Source organism: Pseudomonas cannabina (genome assembly GCF_900100365.1).
Classification (GTDB): Bacteria; Pseudomonadota; Gammaproteobacteria; order Pseudomonadales; family Pseudomonadaceae; genus Aquipseudomonas; species Aquipseudomonas cannabina.
Map to the genome: position 1 here is coordinate 3,644,853 of NZ_FNKU01000001.1, position 19,938 is coordinate 3,664,790.

Here is a 19,938-nt window from a genome sequence, read left to right on the forward strand (position 1 = left end):
ACTGTAGAGCGAGCGCGACGTGTGAAAAAACAGGCTATCGTTCCGTTCTTAACGGACAGGTGTGTCCGCAATGCCGGGCGGAAATCCGGGCGTTCGCGCACGTTCACCTCGCGTCGCGAGCAGCCGCAGCGCGACATAGAACACCGGCGTAAGCAACAGCCCGAACAGGGTGACCCCCAGCATGCCGAAGAACACGGCAATGCCCATGGCGTAGCGCATTTCCGCGCCGGCACCGGTGGACAGCACCAGCGGCACCACGCCCATGATGAAAGCGATAGACGTCATCAGGATCGGGCGCAGGCGCAACTGGCTGGCCTCGATGGCAGACTGCACAATGCTGCGGCCCTGGTGTTCCAGCTCGCGGGCGAACTCGACGATCAGGATCGCGTTTTTGCTCGCCAGCCCGACCAGCACCATGAGGCCGATCTGGGTAAAGATGTTGTTGTCGCCCCCGGTGAGCCAGACCCCGAGCAACGCGGACATGATGCCCATCGGCACAATCAGCAGGATGGCCACTGGCAACAGCAGGCTTTCGTACAGGGCAGCCAGCACCAGATACACCAGCAGGATGCAGATCAGCAGGATCCACAGAGTGGAATCGCCGGAAATGATCTGTTGGTAGGTCAACTCGGTCCATTCGAACTTGATGCCTTTGGGCAGCGTGGCCGCAGCGATACGCTCCACCGCCGCCTGAGCCTGGCCCGACGAATACCCTGGCGCCGGGCCGCCGTTGAGGTCGGCGGAGGTATAGCCGTTGTAGCGCACCACCATCTCGGGCCCATAAGTGGGTTTGACCTGCACCAGGCTGGCGAGCGGCACCATGCTGCCGTCGGCGTTACGCGTCTTCAGTTGCGCGATGTCATCGGCATGGGCGCGAAAAGGCGCGTCGGCCTGCACCCGTACCTGATACACGCGGCCCAGCAGGTTGAAATCATTGACGTAGAGCGAGCCCAGGTAAATCTGCAACGTGTCGAAGACATCGGTCATGGCAACCTTCGACTGCTTGGCCTTGATCCGGTCGAGATCGACCTTCAACTGCGGCACATCGATCTGATAGCTGGAAAAGCTCGCCGCCAGTTCAGGTGCCTGCGCCGCTTCCTTGAGAAAAGCGCGCACGGCGTCATTGAGCGCTTCGAAACCCAGCGCGCCGCGATCTTCGAACTGCAACTTGAACCCGCCAAGGGTGCCGAGCCCCAATACCGGTGGGGGCGGGAACACGCCGGTGAAGGCCTCCTTGATGCCGGCAAACTGTTGGTTCAGCGACGCGGCGATATCGGTCGCGCTCATCTGCGCACCCTGTCGGCTGGCAAACGGTTCGAGAATCACAAAGATGATGCCCGCACTCGATGAGTTCATCAGGCCGTTGACCGACATTCCGGGGAATTCCAGGGTGTGCGCAACGCCCGGTTGCTTGAGCGCAATGTCGTTCATGCGCTGGATGACCTGCTCGGTGCGATCCAGCGAAGCCCCGCTGGGCAACTGCGCCAGGCCGACGAGAAACTCTTTGTCCTGGGCCGGTACAAACCCGCCGGGCAGCGCATTGCCGAGCCAGGCCGTGAACCCCAGCAATACCGCATACAGCCCCAGCGTCATGCCTTTGCGCTGGATGACCCGGCGCAGCTTGCTGCCGTAAGCGTGCTCGCCTCGTGCCGAGAGTCGGTTGAAGCCGTTGAACAATGGCCCCAGCACCCGATCCAGAATCCGGCTCAGCCGGTCCTTCGGGGCGTCGTGGGGTTTGAGCAGCAATGCACACAACGCCGGCGACAAGGTCAGGGAGTTGAACGCCGAGAGAATGGTCGAGATGGCGATGGTCAGCGCGAATTGCTGGTAGAACTGCCCTGTCAACCCGGGCATGAACGCCAATGGCACGAACACACTGGCGAGGGTCAGGGTAATGGCGATGATCGGCTTGCTGACTTCGTCCATCGCCTTGTACGTCGCCGCCTTCGGGCTCGCCCCGAGGGCGATGTTGCGCTCGACGTTTTCCACCACCACGATGGCATCATCGACGACGATACCAATGGCCAGCACCATACCGAACAGCGACAAGGCGTTAATTGAAAAGCCACAGGCCAGCATCAACGACAGCGTGCCGATAATCGACACCGGCATAGCCAGCAGCGGAATGATCGAGGCGCGCCAGGTCTGCAGGAACAGAATCACCACCAGCACCACCAACAGCGTCGATTCGAGCAGCGTGTGGATCACCGCGACAATGCTCGATCGCACGAACCGGGTCGGGTCGAAGACAATCGTGTAATCGACCCCGCCGGGCATGTCCTGCCTGGCCTGCTGCATGATTGCCCGCGCCTGATCGGAGATCGCCAGCGCGTTGCCACCTGCCATCTGAAAGATGCCGAAGCCCACCGCAGGCTTGCCATCCACCAGCGAGCGCAGCCCGTAATCGGAGGCCGCCAGTTCCACGCGGGCCACATCACGCAAGAAGGTCACGGCGCCAGCGTCCGAGCTCTTGAGGATGATGTCGCCGAACTCCTGCTCTGATTTCAATCGGCCCTGAGTGTTGACCGACAACTGCTGAGCCACGCTGGTGCGCATGGGCTGACCACCGATCACTCCGGCGGCGACCTGCACGTTCTGCTCACGAATGGCGGCCACCACGTCGCTGGCGCTCAAGCCGCGTTGCGCGACTTTTTCCGGGTCCAGCCAGATACGCATCGCGTAATCACCGCCGCCCCAGATCCGCACCTCGCCGACACCGGGAATACGCTCCAGCTGATTCTTGATGTTGAGGATGCCGTAATTGCGCAGGTAAGTGGCGTTGTACTGGTCGTCGGGCGAGACCAGATGAATCGCCAGTGTCTGGGTCGACGATGACTTCATCGTCACCACGCCCAGGCGCCGCACATCCTCCGGCAACCGTGGCAAGGCCTGGGACACCCGGTTCTGCACCAGTTGCTGGGCCTTGTCCGGGTCGGTGCCGACCTTGAACGTGACACTGAGGGTCAGGTTGCCGTCGCTGTTGGCCTGGGACTGCATGTACAGCATGCCCTCGACCCCGTTGATCTGCTCCTCCAGCGGCGCCGCCACAGTCTGCGCGACCACAGCCGGGTTGGCGCCCGGGTATTGCGCATTAACCACAATCAGTGGCGGCACGACGTCGGGGTATTCCGAGACCGACAGGCGGAACAGCGAGACGATTCCGGCCAGCAGAATCAGGGTCGACAAGGCACCGGCAAAAACAGGTCGGTCGATGAAGAAACGTGAAAAGCTCATGGGCTTGTCCCCGCATCCGCCCGCTGTTCAAGTAACGGTCTGACCGTGTCGCCGGGCCTGGCGCGGTGCAGGCCGTTGATCACCACACGCTCGCCAGGTGCCAGGCCGGCGTCGATGATGCGCAAGTCGCCGACCAGGTTGCCGGGACTCACGTGCCGGTATTCGACCTGATCATGCTCGGTCACCACCAGCACGAATTTCTTGTCCTGATCAGTACCGACAGCGTTGTCATTGATCAGCACCGCAGGGCGCGCAGGCCCGCCGCCGAGCTTGATGCGCGCCAGCATGCCCGGCCTCAACAGGCCGTCGGCATTGTCGAAGCTGGCACGCACGCGCAATGTTGCCGACTGCAGATCAAGCTGGTTATCCAGCGAGGCCAGCTTGCCGCCACGCGAATAATCCGTTTCATTGGACAGCCCCAGCATCACCGGTACGTCGTCGGCTTTCGACAGATCGTGGTTGAGGTAGCGCAGGAAGGTTGGCTCGTCGACATCGAACGCGGCGTAGATTGGCGACAGCGAAACCAGCGTACTCAAGGGCGCGGCGTTCTCTCCGGCGCTGACGATATTGCCGGCCGTTACCAAAGCCTGTGACATGCGCCCGCTGACCGGCGCACTGATGCGCGTGTGCGCCAGGTTCAGACGGGCATCGTCAAGCACCGCCTGGGCATGCCGCACATTGGCCACGGCTTCGCTGGCGGCGTTTTGTTTCTCGTCCACATCGCGCAGGGCGATGGCGTTGAAACTGACCAGCCGTTGGGCGCGCCCAAGGTCGGTGGCGGTATAAAGGCCGCGTGACTTCGCGGCGGCGAGGCTGGCCTGAGCCTGGTCGACAGCGGCGGCATAGGGCCGCGGGTCAATTTCAAACAGCAGGTCGCCTTGCTTGACCACGGCGCCATCTTTGAAGTGCACCGCCACAATTGTTCCGGAGACCAGCGGCCGAATCACCACCTTCTCGACCGCCTCAAGGCGTCCGGTGTAGCTTTGCCAGTCGGTTACCGACTGCGACAGCGCCATGGCAACGTCCACTTCGGCCGCCACCGGCGCAGCCTCGGCCTGCACCGTGGCCCCAGCCCCGCCGCGCACGACCAGCACAGCGATGACGAGGGCGCAGGCCAGGCCGGCCACGAGCATGTATGCGCCGACCGGGCGCTTGGGTTTGATCGATTGCATGTCACAACTTCCTTGTCGATAAGTGAATCACAACGCCGTTTCCGGCGTGACCAGCCTGCCCGCAGCCTTGGGTTTGCCGTTGCGACCCCAGCGCTGCATGACCGGGCGCTCGACAAAGTGGAACAGCAACCAGCCGCCGAGGATCGACAAGCCCAGAGTCGCCACCAGAATCAGCGTCGCCGTGACGTTGTCGAACAACCGCCCGCCCAGTAACTGCCTGGCCAAGGTCATGATCAGCAGGTGAATCATGTAGAAACCGAAGGAAATCTCCCCCAGCCAGACCATCCAGCGGCGGTTGAGCAGGCCGTCATGGCCCCTCAAATCTGCTGCGGCAATCGCTGTGATCAAGGCGGCGATCGGGACCAGGGTCACCAGCGTCAGGCTGTACAGAAACGGTGCCCACATGGCCGCGACGTAGCTGACGGCCACCAGTGCACAAGCCCATGGCACGCTCAGGTTGATCCAGCGCCCGGCCATGAGAATTCGCGCCATCAGCATGCCCAGTACGAATTCGAACATGCGCACGGGAGGGAAGTAGTAAGCCCACCACCACTGGCTCAGGGAGATCGGGTATTCCTTGATAAAGGGCGTGGCCGGCGCCAGGTGCTGAATCGCGAACTGCGTCAGGGCCAGGCCCGCGACCATCGCCCAAGCCCAGAACCACAGGTGTTTCTCGGCGATTCGCCAGATCCCTTTGAGCGCCAGAGGGAACAGCAGGTAGAAGAACAGCTCGCAGCACAACGACCACGAGGGGCCGTTGACGCTGAGGAAGGTCTCCATCTGCGGCACCCAGGAATGGATCAACAGCAGGTTGGGTAACCAGATCGCGACACTGGCAGCAGGTACGGCGAACAGCAGCATCGCCAGCGCCCACGTGACGAGATGGTTGGGGTAGATCTTCAGCAACCGGCGCTTCCAGAAGCCGACCAGACTGTCGCCCTTGCGCGCCGACCAGGTGATCACAAAACCGCTGAGAACGAAGAAAAACGACACCCCGAACCAGCCACCACCGCTGAAGGTTCGCTGGAAAACCTCGATGACGCCGCTGTCGGCATAAGGGTTGAAACCGATGATGCGCGTCAGTGAGGCATGAAACATAAAGACCATCGCGGCGGCGAAAAACCGAATGCCGGTCAGCGAGTCCAGTTTGCTGTGCGCATGCGAATGATAGAACGCTGCTTTATTCATTACCCGATCCCCAAACAGTCATGGCATGCCGGCCGACGCCGCAGCGTCGGGGCTTGCTCCTTGTCAAAAAAAACCACGACAATCGTTAACGGCGCTGGCTGCTAATGCAGCCAATGGTGCGAGGGGCTAAAGGCCCTAGGGGGTACGGCTGATGAGTTCGTTGTTGTCAGCGGCGCGCCAGATACGCCGCCTTTATTTCATGTTGCTAGAAGGCCCCGCTGGTTACTGGCCGTAGACGGCGTTGCACAAATCCACGGTGAACTGGCCAAACATGCCTTCAAAGGCGGTATTGGTGAAGGCCACCACGGTCAGTTGTTCTGCCGGATCGACAAACCAGGAGTGACCGTAGGCGCCGCCCAGGCGCCAGGTGCCGACCGATTCGACGGTTTGCGCGGCCTCCGGATCCTTGAGCACGGTGAAGCCCAGGCCGAAGCCGCGTCCTGGCCAGTTGGCCAGTTCCAGGCTGCCGGTCTGGCTGGTGCCCATTTCGTCGACCAACGTCTTGGGCAATAGCGGCGCCCCGCCTCTGCGCAGGGTTTCGAGCAGTGTCAGAAACTCGCCCGCCGTGCCCACCATTCCCGAACCGCCGGAAGGATAGGCCTTGGTGTCCAGCGCCCGCGAAGGTGCCAAGCGGATACCCGCGGTGCCTTCAAATACCGGCGCCACTTCCAGCTCGCGCATGCGGCGTGGTTGCGGATCATCGTTCATGTAGGCCGGCACCAGGCGCTCGGCAGCGGTAGTACCGAAGCTCAACTCACGAAGCCCCAAAGGCTGGGCGATCAATTCGTCTATCGCTGCCTCCAGCGTGGTGCCGGTAACGGCCGCGATCACCCCGCCCAACACGTCCGTGGCAATCGAGTAGCCCCAGTCGCTGCCAGGCGTGTAAAGCAGCGGTGCTTTGCTCAGGCGTTGCAGGTTTTCTTCCAGGGTCAGGTCATTGTGATCCAGGCCATCCGACACCCCTTCGGCCAGATAAGGACCGCCCTGATCGCTTTCGAGAAACGCGTAGCCCAGCCCGGCAGTATGGCTGAGCAACTGGCGCACGGTGATCGGTGCTGGCTGGCCGTCGGCGAGGGTTGGCGTGAAATAGGGCAGCCAGTGGCTGACCACATCATCCAGCCCGAGTCTGCCCTGAGCGATCAGCGCCAGCGCTGCCACCGAAGTGATCGGCTTGGAAACCGAAGACAGCCGAAACAAAGCGTCCTCACGCATCGGCAGCTCGGCCTCGCGGTCAGCCAAGCCGGCGGCGCGGTGATAAATCAGCTCGCCACCCTGCGCCACCAGCACCACCGCGCCCACCAGACGTTGATCACTCAGGGTCTGCTTGAGCACCGCATCGATCCGCGCGCCCAAAAGTGCGGGCTCGAACGTGCGAACGGGCTGTAACTGTCGAAATGGTTCTTTGACGGACATGGTTGACCCCAAGAGTGTGATGGCTGTAACTGCTGGACTCGATGGTAGAGGCGCACACGTCCGGGAAACAGAGGTTGGAATTCCGAGGTCCACGGACTGTTCTGTCCGCAATCAAAGCAGTGAAGCGATGCGTCTGGCGCAAGTGTTTCGCCGACTTGGCGCACTCCTGAATACCGATCGATATACATCCCCGCCGCCGATACCAGGGTCCCTGCCAAAATATCCCTATCACCCATCAACGTTCTTTCTATTAGAAATATCCGGCAGGAAGGCTAATCTAGGGATGCGCTGGCGGAGGCCGCGTGGTTTCGCCTGATAAGGAGACAAGAATGAGCTCAAGCTTACTGCGCACGTTGTGGGCTGGCCGCGAAGCAATCTGATTGACGCTTCGCGGCGTACTGATAGAGTCGGCCGATCCCTGATCGAGCGGCCGGTATGAACCCTGTGCTACTGAGTTCTTCATCGCGGTCCGGGCTCCGAGAGCGGATTTAACGGCCGGATGGAATGACAAAAAGGTGTATCAAGCATGTCAACTGAATCGAAGTGTCCTTTCAACCACGCCGCCGGCGGCGGCACCACCAATCGTGACTGGTGGCCCAAGCAGCTGAATCTGAAGATTCTGCATCAGCATTCCTCGCTGTCGGACCCGATGGGCGAGAGTTTTGACTACGCCAAAGAGTTCAAGAGCCTTGATTTCGAAGCGGTCAAACAGGACCTGCGCGATGTCATGACTCAGTCGCAGGACTGGTGGCCGGCCGACTTCGGTCATTACGGTCCGCTGTTCATTCGTATGGCCTGGCACAGCGCCGGGACCTACCGCACCGGTGACGGCCGTGGCGGCGCCGGTGCCGGCCAGCAGCGCTTTGCGCCGCTCAACAGCTGGCCTGACAACGTCAGCCTCGACAAGGCCCGCCGCCTGATCTGGCCGGTCAAGCAGAAGTACGGCCGCAAGATTTCCTGGGCTGACCTGATCGTGCTCACCGGCAACGTTGCGCTGGAGTCGATGGGCTTCAAGACCTTCGGTTTTTCCGGTGGTCGCCCTGATGTCTGGGAACCGGAGGAAGACGTTTACTGGGGGTCCGAAACCACCTGGCTGGGTGGCGAAGAGCGCTACGGCGCGCAGAAGAAAATGCAGCAGCCCGGCGACGGCACGCTGGTGGCCGAGCCAGAGAATCACGCCAACGAAGAAAGCCGCACCGCCAGTGGCGAACGTAATCTGGAAAACCCGCTCGCCGCCGTGCAGATGGGCCTGATCTACGTAAACCCGGAAGGCCCGGAAGGTGTTCCCGACCCGGTGGCATCGGCGAAGGATATTCGTGAAACCTTCGGCCGCATGGCCATGAATGACGAAGAGACCGTGGCGCTGATCGCCGGTGGTCACGCATTCGGCAAGACACACGGTGCAGGCCCGGCCGACAACGTCGGTCCGGAGCCGGAAGCCGCGGGCCTTGAGCAACAAGGCTTTGGCTGGAGCAACACCTTCGGCACCGGCAAAGGTGCCGATACCATCACCAGCGGCGTGGAAGTGACATGGACCTCGACGCCAACCAAGTGGAGCAACGAGTACCTCGAAAACCTCTTTGCCTTCGATTGGGAACTGACCAAGAGCCCGGCGGGCGCACATCAGTGGACACCGAAAAATGGCGCTGGCGCCGGCAAGATTCCGGATGCCCACGACCCGAGCAAACGCCATGCACCGAGCATGCTGACGTCTGACCTGGCGCTGCGTTTCGATCCGGCTTACGAGCAGATCTCGCGCCGCTTCCTGGCCAACCCCGAGCAACTGGCTGACGCCTTTGCCCGCGCCTGGTTCAAGCTGACTCACCGTGACATGGGCCCGCTCGCCCGCTACCTCGGCCCGGAAATGCCAGCCGAGGAGTTGCTGTGGCAAGACCCGATTCCAGACGTCGATCATGCGCTGGTGGATGATCAGGATGTGGCCGCGCTCAAAGCGAAGATTCTCGCTTCGGGCCTGTCGGTCTCGCAACTGGTGTCGACTGCATGGGCAGCTGCTTCTACTTTCCGCGGCTCCGACAAGCGCGGCGGTGCCAACGGTGGACGCCTGCGTCTTGCACCGCAGAAGGACTGGGCCGTCAATCAGCCTGCGCAGTTGGCGAACGTATTGAATACGCTGGAAGGTATTCAGAACGAGTTCAACGCTGCGCAGTCAGGCGGCAAGAAGATTTCCCTGGCAGATCTGATCGTCCTGGCCGGCAGTGCAGGCGTCGAGCAAGCGGCTAAAAACGCCGGGCAACAGGTCACGGTTCCGTTCACGCCGGGTCGCGCCGACGCGTCGCAGGAACAGACCGATGTCGAGTCGTTCAGCTTCCTTGAACCGATTGCCGATGGTTTCCGTAACTATCAGAAAGGCCATTACAAGGTGTCGGCCGAATCGCTGCTGGTCGACAAGGCACAACTGCTGACGCTGACAGCACCGGAAATGACGGTACTGCTGGGCGGCATGCGGGTCTTGAACACCAACGTCGGGCACAGCAAACAAGGCGTGTTCACGCACCAGCCGGAAGCGCTGACCAACGATTTCTTCAAGAACCTGCTGGACATGGGCGTCGAGTGGAAAGCGACTTCGGGTGCCAACGACACCTTCGAAGCACGTGACCGCAAGACCGGCGAAGTGAAATGGACCGGCTCTCGGGTCGATCTGGTCTTCGGCTCACACGCGCAACTGCGTGCGATCTCCGAGGTTTACGGCAGCGCGGATGCGAACGAGAAGTTCGTCAAAGACTTCGTGGCCGCCTGGACCAAAGTGATGAACCTCGACCGCTTCGACCTCGCCTGATGGCTGGGTGATGGACCGAGTGTAAAAAACGCCTCCCTTGTCAGACTGTGTGAAAACCTAGCAATCTGCGCAGCGCTCAAAGAAAATGCTCCGTATCGAAAGATACAGAGCATTTTTCGTTATGGCCTACATCCAAGGTGAGTCCCGCAGCCAGACCAGCCTATTCCCGGTCTCGCTGGAAGAGTTGATCCCCGAGGATCACCTCGTTCGTGTCATTGACCTGTACGTTGCCAGGCTCGATCTGGTGCAACTGGGCTTCGATAAAGCGATTCCAAAAAGCACGGGGCGCCCTGCTTATGATCCCGCCGATCAGCTAAAACTCTACCTCTACGGCTATTTTCAGCGGATTCGCTCATCGCGACGTCTTGAAGCCGAGTGTCAGCGCAACATCGAAGTGATGTGGCTGATCAACCGGCTCAAGCCCGACTTCAAGACCATCGCCGATTTTCGCAAGAACAATAAACCCGCCTTCATCGCGACCTGCCGTGCTTTCGTTCGGTTTTGTCGCACGGCAGGCTTGATCGCCGGTGAGTTGGTGGCCATCGACGGCAGCAAGTTTCAGGCGGTCGCATCCTCACGGCGTCATGTGAATTTGAAGCAGCTCAAGCGCCAGGAAGAAAAACTGGATAAGCGCATCGCTCAGTATCTGGCCGAGCTGGATGAGGCCGACAAGGCTGAAACCACAGATTCAATTGATCGCAGCGCAATCAAGGTAGCCCTGGCACAGCTTGAGGCTCGACAACAGGATAATCAGAGTTGCCAGGCACTGATGCGTTCGATGGGCATCGAGCAGTTCAACACCCATGAAAGCGATGCCCGAATGATGCGCACGGCCAAAGGGCCACGTGTGGCCTACAACGTGCAAACCGTCGTGGACGCCGAGCATTGCCTGATTTTGCATCATGAGGTCACCCAAGATGGCGATGACCGAAAGCAACTGGAGCCGATGGCCAAGGCCGCCAAAGCAGAGTTACAGCAAGATGATCTGACGGTCACTGCCGATGCCGGCTACTCCAATGGCAAGCAGTTTCAGGCCTGCGAGGATGCTTCGATTACGGCCTATGTACCGCCCAATCGTTCGAAAAACCCTGGCAGTCAGGAAGAGCAGCTCTTTGAGCGAAAAGACTTTATCTATGAGACCGGACACGATCGTTTCCAGTGTCCGGCAGGCAAATGGTTAACGCTAAAACAGCACAACAAAGGTGATCGGATCTATCAGGCTGAGGTCGATGACTGCGCCAACTGCGCGCTGAAAACGCAATGCACTCGAGCCCGGCGCCGTTATGTCTCACGACATGCCCATGAAGAGGCTTTCGAGCGGATGGAGCAAAGAATGCAGGCGCATCCTGAGATGATGGCCAACCGAAGATCCATCGTTGAGCACCCCTTCGGCAACCTCAAGCAATGGCTATTTGGTAATGGCCGTTTCTTGCTGCGACAACTGGAGGGTACAAAAGCTGAAATGGCCTTGGCGGTGAATGCCTATAACCTGAAACGAGCGATTAAAGTGCTCGGTGTGCGCCATCTGATGGCTTTGATGGGCTGAGCGGACATTTTTTTCGTCTGCTGCCAATACAAAAAAAACGCCCCGAACAAGTCGGGGCGTTTGCTTGGGCCTTCATCAGTGTGTTTTCACACAGTCTGGCGGGCCTCTTTTTTCATGCATCACATTTATGCGGCGCAGCCACTGTGCGCCTGCCCCCGGCTTGGCTACACTGCGCCATCTTCAATCACTCAGCGGGTAGTCATGATTCGCCTATTAATGTGGGTCGCGTTGATCGCGGCGGTGATCTGGTTCGTCAAGCGCCTGATCAATCCTCCCAAGCCAAAGCCCCGCCCGCAGCCCCCGGAAATCGATGCGGCGCCAATGGTCCGCTGCGCCCATTGTGGCGTTCACTCTCCTCGTGATCGTGCGTTGAGTCAGGGCCAGCTCTGGTATTGCAGCGAGGCCCACCGGCTGGAAGGCCCAGCGGCACGTGACCGCTGAGACGCCCCACCTTGCCAGCCCACAGGCGCAACGAATTCTGCGGCTGTATCACCTTTATCGCCTGACCATCGGCGTCGTCCTGGTCCTGTTGATCTCCAGTAGCCTGGAAACCGAACTGTTGCAGCTGGCCAACCCGAACCTGTTCCGCTCGGGTTGCTGGCTGTACCTGGTGTTCAACATTCTGGTCGTGGTGTTTCTCGAGCGCCCTACCCGTCAGTCACACCTGTTCAGCCTGGCGATGGTCGACGCGATCATGCTGTCCGGCCTGTTCTATGCGGCAGGCGGCCCGTCCAGCGGCATCGGCAACCTGCTGATCGCCTCGGTCGCCATCAGTAACGTACTGCTACGCGGCCGTATCGGCTTGTTGATCGCCGCCGTATCTGCCATCGGCATCATTTACCTGACGTTCTACATCAGCTTCGGCACGCCTTCAGTCTCCAACGACTACGTGCAGGCAGGTTCGCTGGGGGCGCTGTGCTTCGCCGCTTCGCCGCTGCGTTGCTGGTGCAGGCGTTGACCGCGCGCATGCAGACCAGCGAAGTGCTTGCCGAACAGCGCGCAGCGGACGTCGACAGCCTGGAAGAACTCAACGCGCTGATTCTTCAACGCATGCGCACCGGCATTCTGGTACTGGACGCTCGACGTCAGGTGCTGCTGGCCAATCAGGGCGCGCTGGCTTTGCTGGGCCACGAACGGCTGGTCGGTCAGGTGATCGACGCTTACTCGCCGCAGTTGGTCGATCGCCTGCGCCAATGGCTGATCAATCCGATCATGCAGCCACGCAGCATCAGTACGTCGGCCATCGGCCCGGAGTTGCAACCGAGTTTCGTCGCACTCAATCGGGGCGATCAGCGCCAAACGCTGATTTTTCTCGAAGATCTGTCGCAAATCGCCAATCAGGCGCAACAGCTCAAGCTCGCCGCACTGGGCCGTCTGACCGCAGGCATCGCCCATGAAATACGCAACCCGCTGGGTGCCGTGAGCCACGCTGCGCAGTTGCTCAACGAATCGGAAGCACTCAGCGCGCCGGATCGGCGTCTGGGGCAGATCATTCACGATCAGTCGCAGCGCATTGACCGGGTGATTGAAAACGTCTTGCAGCTCTCTCGGCGACGTGAGGCGCAACCCGATCTGCTGGACCTGAAAGTCTGGCTGGACGCATTTGTCGCCGACTTTCGCGATACCGCCCTGCCCAACCAGTTGCTGCACGTGGAGATCCAAGCCGGCACACTCACCACGCGCATGGACGCCGAACAGTTGACACAAGTGGTGACCAATCTGGTGCAGAACGGCCTGCGCTACAGCAACCAGAATCACTCCTTGGCGCAGGTCTGGCTGAAACTCCATCATGACCGGAAAAGCGACCTGCCCATTCTCGAAGTGCTGGACGACGGGCCAGGCGTCAGCGAACAGCACCTGAGCAAGATTTTCGAACCCTTTTTCACGACTGAAAGCAAAGGCACCGGTCTGAGGCTATACCTTTCCCGTGAGTTGTGCGAAAGCAATCAGGCGCATCTGGAATATGCATCCCGGCCAGGCGGCGGCAGTTGTTTGCGCATTACCTTCGCCCACCCGTTCAAAACGAGCTGAGCATGAGCCAACGGCAAAAAATCCTGATAGTCGACGATGAGCCGGATATTCGAGAACTCCTGGAAATCACCCTGGGGCGCATGAAGCTCGACACACGCAGCGCCCGCAATGTCGCCGAGGCGCATGAATGGCTGGCGCGCGAGCCGTTCGATATGTGTCTGACCGACATGCGCCTGCCTGACGGCAACGGCCTTGAACTGGTGCAACACATCCAGCACGGTTATCCGCAAGTGCCGGTGGCAATGATCACCGCGCATGGCAACCTGGACACCGCGATTCATGCGCTAAAAGCCGGGGCCTTCGATTTCGTGACCAAGCCGGTTGACCTTAACCGTCTGCGCGAGCTGGTCAACAGCGCGCTGAGCCTGCCCTCCAGCGTGCAACCGGTGCGCAGCATCGACAGCCGCCTGCTCGGCGATTCGCCCCCGATGCGCACGTTGCGTACCCAGATCGGCAAGCTGGCGCGCAGTCAGGCGCCGATCTACATCAGCGGTGAATCCGGCAGCGGCAAAGAACTGGTGGCGCGCTTGATCCACGAGCAGGGGCCGCGGAGTGAAAAGCCGTTCGTGCCAGTCAATTGCGGGGCGATTCCTTCCGAATTGATGGAAAGCGAGTTCTTCGGCCATCGCAAAGGCAGCTTCAGTGGCGCCCATGAAGACAAGCCGGGCCTGTTTCAGGCGGCGCATAACGGAACGTTGTTTCTTGATGAGGTCGCCGATCTGCCGCTGGCCATGCAGGTAAAACTGCTGCGGGCGATTCAGGAAAAATCTATTCGCAGCATCGGCGGTCAGCAGGAACAGGTGGTCGACGTGCGCATTCTCTGCGCCACCCACAAGGACCTCAGCGCCGAAGTGGCCGCCGGGCGTTTCCGTCAGGATTTGTATTACCGGTTGAACGTGATCGAACTGCGCGTCCCTTCATTGCGCGAGCGCCGTGAGGATATCGACCAACTGGCCGCCAGCGTTCTGCAGCGTCTGGCGGGCAAGGATGCGCAACCGGTTGCGCGTTTGCATGCACAGGCACTGGAAACCCTGAAAAACTATCGCTTCCCCGGCAACGTGCGCGAACTGGAAAACATGCTGGAACGCGCTTACACCCTCTGCGAAAACGACGAAATCCACGCCAGCGACCTGCGTCTGGCCGAATGCTCCAGCACGCAGAAACACCACGGCGCAAACCTGGCCGATATCGACAATCTGGAAGATTACCTGGAAAGCATCGAGCGCAAACTGATCCTGCAAGCCCTCGAAGAAACCCGCTGGAACCGCACCGCCGCCGCAGAACGGCTCAGCTTGTCGTTCAGATCGTTGCGCTATCGGTTGAAAAAGCTGGGGCTGGATTGACGCCACGGGTGACTATCGTGCCGGCGCTCTGCGCTCATCTTTATACGCAAGTTCGTGGGAGCGAACTTGTTCGCGAAGACCGTACTTCAAGCGATGCATTTTCGGAGAATGTACCGCCCCTTTCGCGGACAAGTCCGCTCCCACCAGAATCAAAGGCGGACGTGCTTAGTACGATGAGCGCTGGAGCGTGAGTAACGATAATCTCGACTATCGTGCGACGCTCCGCGTCGGCATGCCGTTCTGGACGCTCTGCGTCCGATCCTCTTGGGTGAAGCAAGCGTTGAGGCCACAATAACCGTGACCCTATCCCGCAAAAGTCACTTATTGTCCGTTTACCCCAATGCCAGTAAGCTCCACCGCATGAACAAATCACTCAGCAATCCCGCAGCAAGCCGTGGCCCGGTCGACCATGAAATTCGTGATCAGATCATGATTGCCGCCACCGAGCACTTCAGCCAGTACGGTTATGGCAAGACCACCGTGTCCGATCTCGCCAGGGCAATCGGTTTTTCCAAGGCGTATATCTACAAGTTTTTCGAGTCCAAGCAGGCCATCGGCGAGATGATCTGCGCCAACTGCCTGCGCGAAATCGAGGCTGAGGTCCGGACAGCGGTCAACGACGCGGGCAGCCCTCCTGAAAAGCTGCGACGCATGTTCAAATCAGTCGTTGAAGCCAGCATTCGTCTGTTTTCACAGGACCGCAAGCTGTACGAGATTGCCACATCGGCAGCGACCGAACGCTGGCAGGCGACGTTGATTTACGAGGAACACCTCAAAACCATGCTCCAGGACATTCTGCAGGAGGGTCGGCAGAGCGGCGACTTCGAGCGCAAGACGCCCCTTGATGAAACCGTCATGGCGATCTATCTGGTAATGCGTCCTTACATCAACCCGCTGCTTCTGCAACACGGCTTCGATCATACCGACGAGGGACCGAGTCAGTTATCCAGCCTGGTGCTGCGCAGCCTGTCGCCGTGAAAAACAATTCGCTGTGACCATTGACTAATTTAGTCACTAGAATCAAAGTGCAGTCATCGATCACTGCACGTTGAGATTCCCATGCTCCGGCACCGCCTCGCCCTGCTCACTTTCGCCTGTGCTCTACCGGTCGTGCTGACCGCCTGCAGCGAGAAAACGCAATCGGACCCACGCACCGAATCGCCATTGGTGCGTGTTGCGATCCTCAAAGAAGCCAGCATGGCACCTCGCGCCTTCACTGGAACAGTGGCGGCGCGCGTGCAAAGCGACCTGGGTTTTCGGGTTGCCGGCAAGGTACTGGAACGCTTCGTCGACGCCGGACAACCCGTCAAACGCGGCCAGCCGCTGATGCGCATCGATCCTGCCGACTTGAAACTGGCTGCCCAGGCGCAGCGCGAAGCGGTGACCGCTGCCAGAGCACAGGCAAAGCAGACAGCGGATGAAGAGCTGCGCTATCGCAACCTGCGCAGCAGCGGCGCGATATCGGCTTCGAACTACGACCAGATCAAAGCCGCAGCCGATTCGGCCAAAGCTCGCCTCAGCGCCGCCGAAGCGCAGGCGGAAGTCGCTGTCAATGCGACCCGTTACGCAGACCTCGTGGCAGATGCCGACGGTATCGTCATGGAAACTCTCGCCGAACCCGGCCAGGTGGTGAGCGCCGGGCAAGTGGTGGTACGCGTCGCCCATGCCGGGCCTCGTGAAGCGGTCGTTCAGCTCCCGGAAAACCTTCGCCCGCGCATAGGCTCCACCGCCCAGGCCACGCTGTTCGGCAACCAGAACCTTGACGCGACAACGCGGCTGCGACAGCTGTCGGACGTTGCGGACCGCCAGACCCGCACCTTTGAAGCGCGTTATGTGCTGGAGGGCGAGATGGCAAATGCGCCGCTGGGCACCACCATCACCGTGAAGATACCCAGTGCAGACGCGGTCGAACAGAACGTGTTGCAGGTGCCGATCAGTGCCCTGTATGACGCGGGCAAAGGGCCAGGCATCTGGGCAATCAAGGGCGATCCGACACAGGTTTACTGGACGCCAGTGACCGTCCGGCACCTTGATGACGAGTACGCCCGAATCAGCACGCCACTCAGACCCGGCGCGCCAATCGTCGCCCTCGGTGCGCACCTGCTGCATGAAGCCCAGCCAGTACGAGTGAGCGCTCCAGCAGCGGTCAGCGTGGCAGAGAGCGTGCAGCCATGAGTGGCGATCGTTTCAACCTATCGGCGCTGGCCGTGCGCGAGCGCTCGATTACGCTGTTTCTGATCTGCCTGATTTCACTGGCCGGCATCACTGCGTTTTTCAAACTGGGTCGCGCGGAAGACCCGGCCTTCACGGTCAAGGTGATGACCGTGGTGTCGGTCTGGCCGGGCGCGACCGCGCAGGAGATGCAGGACCAGGTCGCGGAAAAGATCGAAAAGCGCCTTCAGGAACTGCGCTGGTACGACCGCACCGAAACCTACACACGACCAGGCATGGCGTTCACGACCCTGACCCTGCTCGACAGCACACCGCCCTCGCAAGTCCCGGATGAGTTTTACCAGGCGCGCAAAAAAATCAGTGACGAGGCGATGACACTTCCGTCCGGGGTTATCGGGCCGATGGTCAACGACGAATATTCCGACGTCACTTTTGCGCTGTTCGCACTCAAGGCCAAAGGCGAGCCGCAGCGCGTGCTGGTGCGGGACGCCGAAACCCTGCGCCAACGCTTGCTGCATGTGTCAGGCGTGAAGAAGGTCAATATCGTAGGCGAGCAGCCCGAACGGATTTACGTCGAGTTTTCCCACGAGCGACTGGCCACGCTGGGGATCAGCCCCCAAGACGTGTTCACCGCATTGAATAACCAGAATGCTTTGACGGCCGCAGGTTCGGTCGAAACCCATGGTCCGCAGGTGTTCATCCGCCTGGACGGGGCGTTCGATGAGTTGCAGAAGATTCGCGCCACGGTCAAACGCGGTTACGAAGATCCGGCGACCTTCATTATTCGCAGCGGCGGTGAACCCGCGTTGCTGCTGGGCATCGTCATGCGCGACGGCTGGAACGGGCTGGACCTGGGCACGGCGCTGGACCAAGAAGTCGGCGCGATCAACGCCGAACTGCCACTGGGCATGAGCCTGAACAAAGTCACCGATCAGGCCGTCAACATCAGCTCATCGGTCGACGAGTTCATGATCAAATTCTTCGTCGCCCTGCTGGTGGTCATGCTGGTGTGCTTCATCAGCATGGGCTGGCGGGTTGGCGTGGTGGTCGCCGCCGCGGTGCCGCTGACCCTGGCGATGGTCTTCGTGATCATGGCCATGAGCGGCAAGAACTTTGACCGCATCACCTTGGGCTCGCTGATCCTGGCCCTCGGGCTGCTGGTCGACGACGCGATCATCGCCATCGAAATGATGGTGGTGAAGATGGAAGAAGGCTACGACCGCATCGCCGCATCTGCCTACGCCTGGAGCCACACGGCCGCGCCCATGCTGTCCGGCACGCTGGTTACTGCCGTCGGCTTCATGCCCAACGGCTTCGCGCGCTCCACTGCGGGGGAATACACCAGCAACATGTTCTGGATCGTGGGCATCGCGTTGATTGCCTCGTGGGTGGTCGCCGTGTTTTTCACGCCGTACCTGGGCGTGAAACTGCTGCCTGAGGTGAAGCAGGTCGAAGGCGGGCATGCAGCGCTTTACGACACACCACGCTACAACCGTTTTCGCCGGATTCTGGCCCGGGTCATCGCTGGCAAATGGCTGGTCGCCGGGTCAGTCATCGGGCTTTTTGTGCTGGCCGTGCTGGGCATGGGGCTGGTCAAGAAACAGTTTTTCCCGGTGTCTGATCGCCCGGAAGTGCTGGTCGAAGTGCAGATGCCTTACGGCACCTCCATCGCGCAAACCAGTGCCGCCGCCACAAAAGTGGAAAACTGGCTGGCCGAGCAGCCTGAAGCCAGCATCGTCACCGCTTACATCGGCCAGGGCGCGCCGCGCTTCTACATGGCGATGGGCCCGGAATTGCCTGACCCTTCATTTGCCAAGATCGTGGTCCGCACTGACAGCGAGGAACAACGCGACACGCTGAAACACCGGTTGAGCCAGGCGATTTCCGAGGGCTTGGCGGCCGAGGCGCGGGTGCGTGTCACGCAACTGGTGTTCGGCCCCTATTCGCCGTTCCCGGTTGCGTACCGTGTCACCGGGCATGACCCGGACATGCTGCGCCACATTGCCTCGCAGGTGCAACAGATCATGACTGCCAGCCCGATGATGCGCACGGTCAACACAGACTGGGGCACGCGCACGCCAACCCTGCATTTCACCCTGCAACAGGACCGCATGCAGGCCATCGGCCTGAGTTCCAGCCAGGTCGCGCAACAATTGCAATTTCTTCTGACGGGTCTGCCGGTGACGGCGGTGCGCGAGGACATTCGCACGGTGCAGGTGATCGCTCGCTCGGCCGGCGACACGCGCCTCGATCCGGCGAAAATCATGGACTTCACCCTCGCCGGTGCCGACGGACAGCGCATTCCGCTGTCGCAAGTGGGCAGTGTCGATGTACGCATGGAAGAGCCGGTGATGCGCCGGCGTGACCGCGTACCGACTATCACGGTGCGCGGTGACATCGCCGACGGCCTGCAACCACCCGATGTGTCGACCGCGATCACCCGGCAACTACAGCCCGTCATCGACAAGTTGCCCAGCGGTTACCGGATCGAGCAGGCGGGCTCAATCGAAGAGTCCGGCAAGGCGATGGACGCCATGTTGCCGCTGTTCCCCATCATGCTGGCGATTACGCTGATTATCATCATTCTGCAGGTGCGTTCGATATCGGCCATGGTCATGGTATTCCTGACCAGCCCGCTGGGGCTCATCGGCGTGGTGCCTACGCTGATTCTGTTTCAGCAGCCGTTCGGCATCAACGCGCTGGTCGGGCTGATTGCACTGTCCGGCATTCTGATGCGCAACACGCTGATTCTGATCGGCCAGATCCACCATAACGAACAAGAAGGGCTCGATCCGTTTCAAGCGGTGGTCGAGGCGACCGTGCAGCGCGCCCGGCCTGTGATACTGACGGCGCTGGCGGCCATTCTGGCGTTCATCCCGCTGACCCATTCGGTATTCTGGGGCACGCTCGCCTACACACTGATCGGCGGCACCTTCGCCGGCACAGTGCTGACCCTGGTGTTCCTGCCAGCGATGTATTCGATCTGGTTCAAAATCAGGCCAGATGGCAGCGACCGGGCTGCAAAGGTGCAACCTGCATGAA

11 protein-coding genes and 1 pseudogene are annotated in these 19,938 nt (G+C 60.5%); 8 read left to right on the forward strand and 4 right to left on the reverse strand.

Annotation, left to right across the window (positions count from 1 at the left end):
* Window positions 1-48: 48 nt before the first annotated feature.
* The 4 genes from BLT55_RS17170 to BLT55_RS17185 form a co-directional block, all read right to left on the reverse strand.
* Window positions 49-3,234 (reverse strand): efflux RND transporter permease subunit, encoded by a 3,186-nt coding sequence (locus BLT55_RS17170; RefSeq protein ID WP_054999641.1) that lies wholly within the window; start codon window positions 3,232-3,234, stop codon window positions 49-51.
* Window positions 3,231-4,406 (reverse strand): efflux RND transporter periplasmic adaptor subunit, encoded by a 1,176-nt coding sequence (locus BLT55_RS17175; RefSeq protein ID WP_174518607.1) that lies wholly within the window; start codon window positions 4,404-4,406, stop codon window positions 3,231-3,233. Before BLT55_RS17175 ends, BLT55_RS17170 begins: the two co-directional genes overlap by 4 nt.
* 27 nt (window positions 4,407-4,433) lie before the next feature.
* Window positions 4,434-5,594, reverse strand: coding sequence for an acyltransferase family protein (locus tag BLT55_RS17180; protein WP_054999640.1), 1,161 nt, complete (start codon window positions 5,592-5,594; stop codon window positions 4,434-4,436).
* A 222-nt stretch (window positions 5,595-5,816) separates the two neighbouring features.
* On the reverse strand, window positions 5,817-7,007 hold the full coding sequence (locus BLT55_RS17185; RefSeq protein ID WP_083379498.1) for a serine hydrolase domain-containing protein: 1,191 nt from the start codon (window positions 7,005-7,007) through the stop codon (window positions 5,817-5,819).
* Between the two features lie 526 nt (window positions 7,008-7,533).
* Here BLT55_RS17185 and katG point away from each other — a divergent pair.
* From katG to BLT55_RS17225, 8 genes and pseudogenes are all read left to right on the forward strand, one after another.
* Window positions 7,534-9,804 (forward strand): catalase/peroxidase HPI, encoded by a 2,271-nt coding sequence (gene katG, locus BLT55_RS17190; protein WP_074800696.1) that lies wholly within the window; start codon window positions 7,534-7,536, stop codon window positions 9,802-9,804.
* Between the two features lie 121 nt (window positions 9,805-9,925).
* Window positions 9,926-11,350, forward strand: coding sequence for an IS1182-like element ISPsy6 family transposase (locus BLT55_RS17195; RefSeq protein ID WP_055001182.1), 1,425 nt, complete (start codon window positions 9,926-9,928; stop codon window positions 11,348-11,350).
* A 201-nt stretch (window positions 11,351-11,551) separates the two neighbouring features.
* The gene (locus tag BLT55_RS17200; protein ID WP_054998717.1) at window positions 11,552-11,791 is read left to right on the forward strand and encodes a PP0621 family protein; all 240 of its coding nucleotides are present in this window, start codon (window positions 11,552-11,554) and stop codon (window positions 11,789-11,791) included.
* A pseudogene (locus tag BLT55_RS17205) lies at window positions 11,781-13,381 on the forward strand (sensor histidine kinase). Before BLT55_RS17200 ends, BLT55_RS17205 begins: the two are co-directional and overlap by 11 nt.
* A gap of 2 nt (window positions 13,382-13,383) precedes the next feature.
* Window positions 13,384-14,724: a sigma-54-dependent transcriptional regulator gene (locus BLT55_RS17210; protein WP_054998702.1), complete on the forward strand. Its 1,341-nt coding sequence runs from the start codon at window positions 13,384-13,386 to the stop codon at window positions 14,722-14,724.
* Window positions 14,725-15,084: 360 nt separating this feature from the next.
* Window positions 15,085-15,702: a TetR/AcrR family transcriptional regulator gene (locus BLT55_RS17215; protein WP_054998703.1), complete on the forward strand. Its 618-nt coding sequence runs from the start codon at window positions 15,085-15,087 to the stop codon at window positions 15,700-15,702.
* An 81-nt stretch (window positions 15,703-15,783) separates the two neighbouring features.
* Window positions 15,784-16,899 (forward strand): efflux RND transporter periplasmic adaptor subunit, encoded by a 1,116-nt coding sequence (locus BLT55_RS17220; protein WP_054998704.1) that lies wholly within the window; start codon window positions 15,784-15,786, stop codon window positions 16,897-16,899.
* Window positions 16,896-19,937 (forward strand): efflux RND transporter permease subunit, encoded by a 3,042-nt coding sequence (locus BLT55_RS17225; RefSeq protein ID WP_054998705.1) that lies wholly within the window; start codon window positions 16,896-16,898, stop codon window positions 19,935-19,937. The genes BLT55_RS17220 and BLT55_RS17225 overlap by 4 nt, the downstream gene beginning before the upstream one ends.
* Window position 19,938 lies beyond the last annotated feature (1 nt).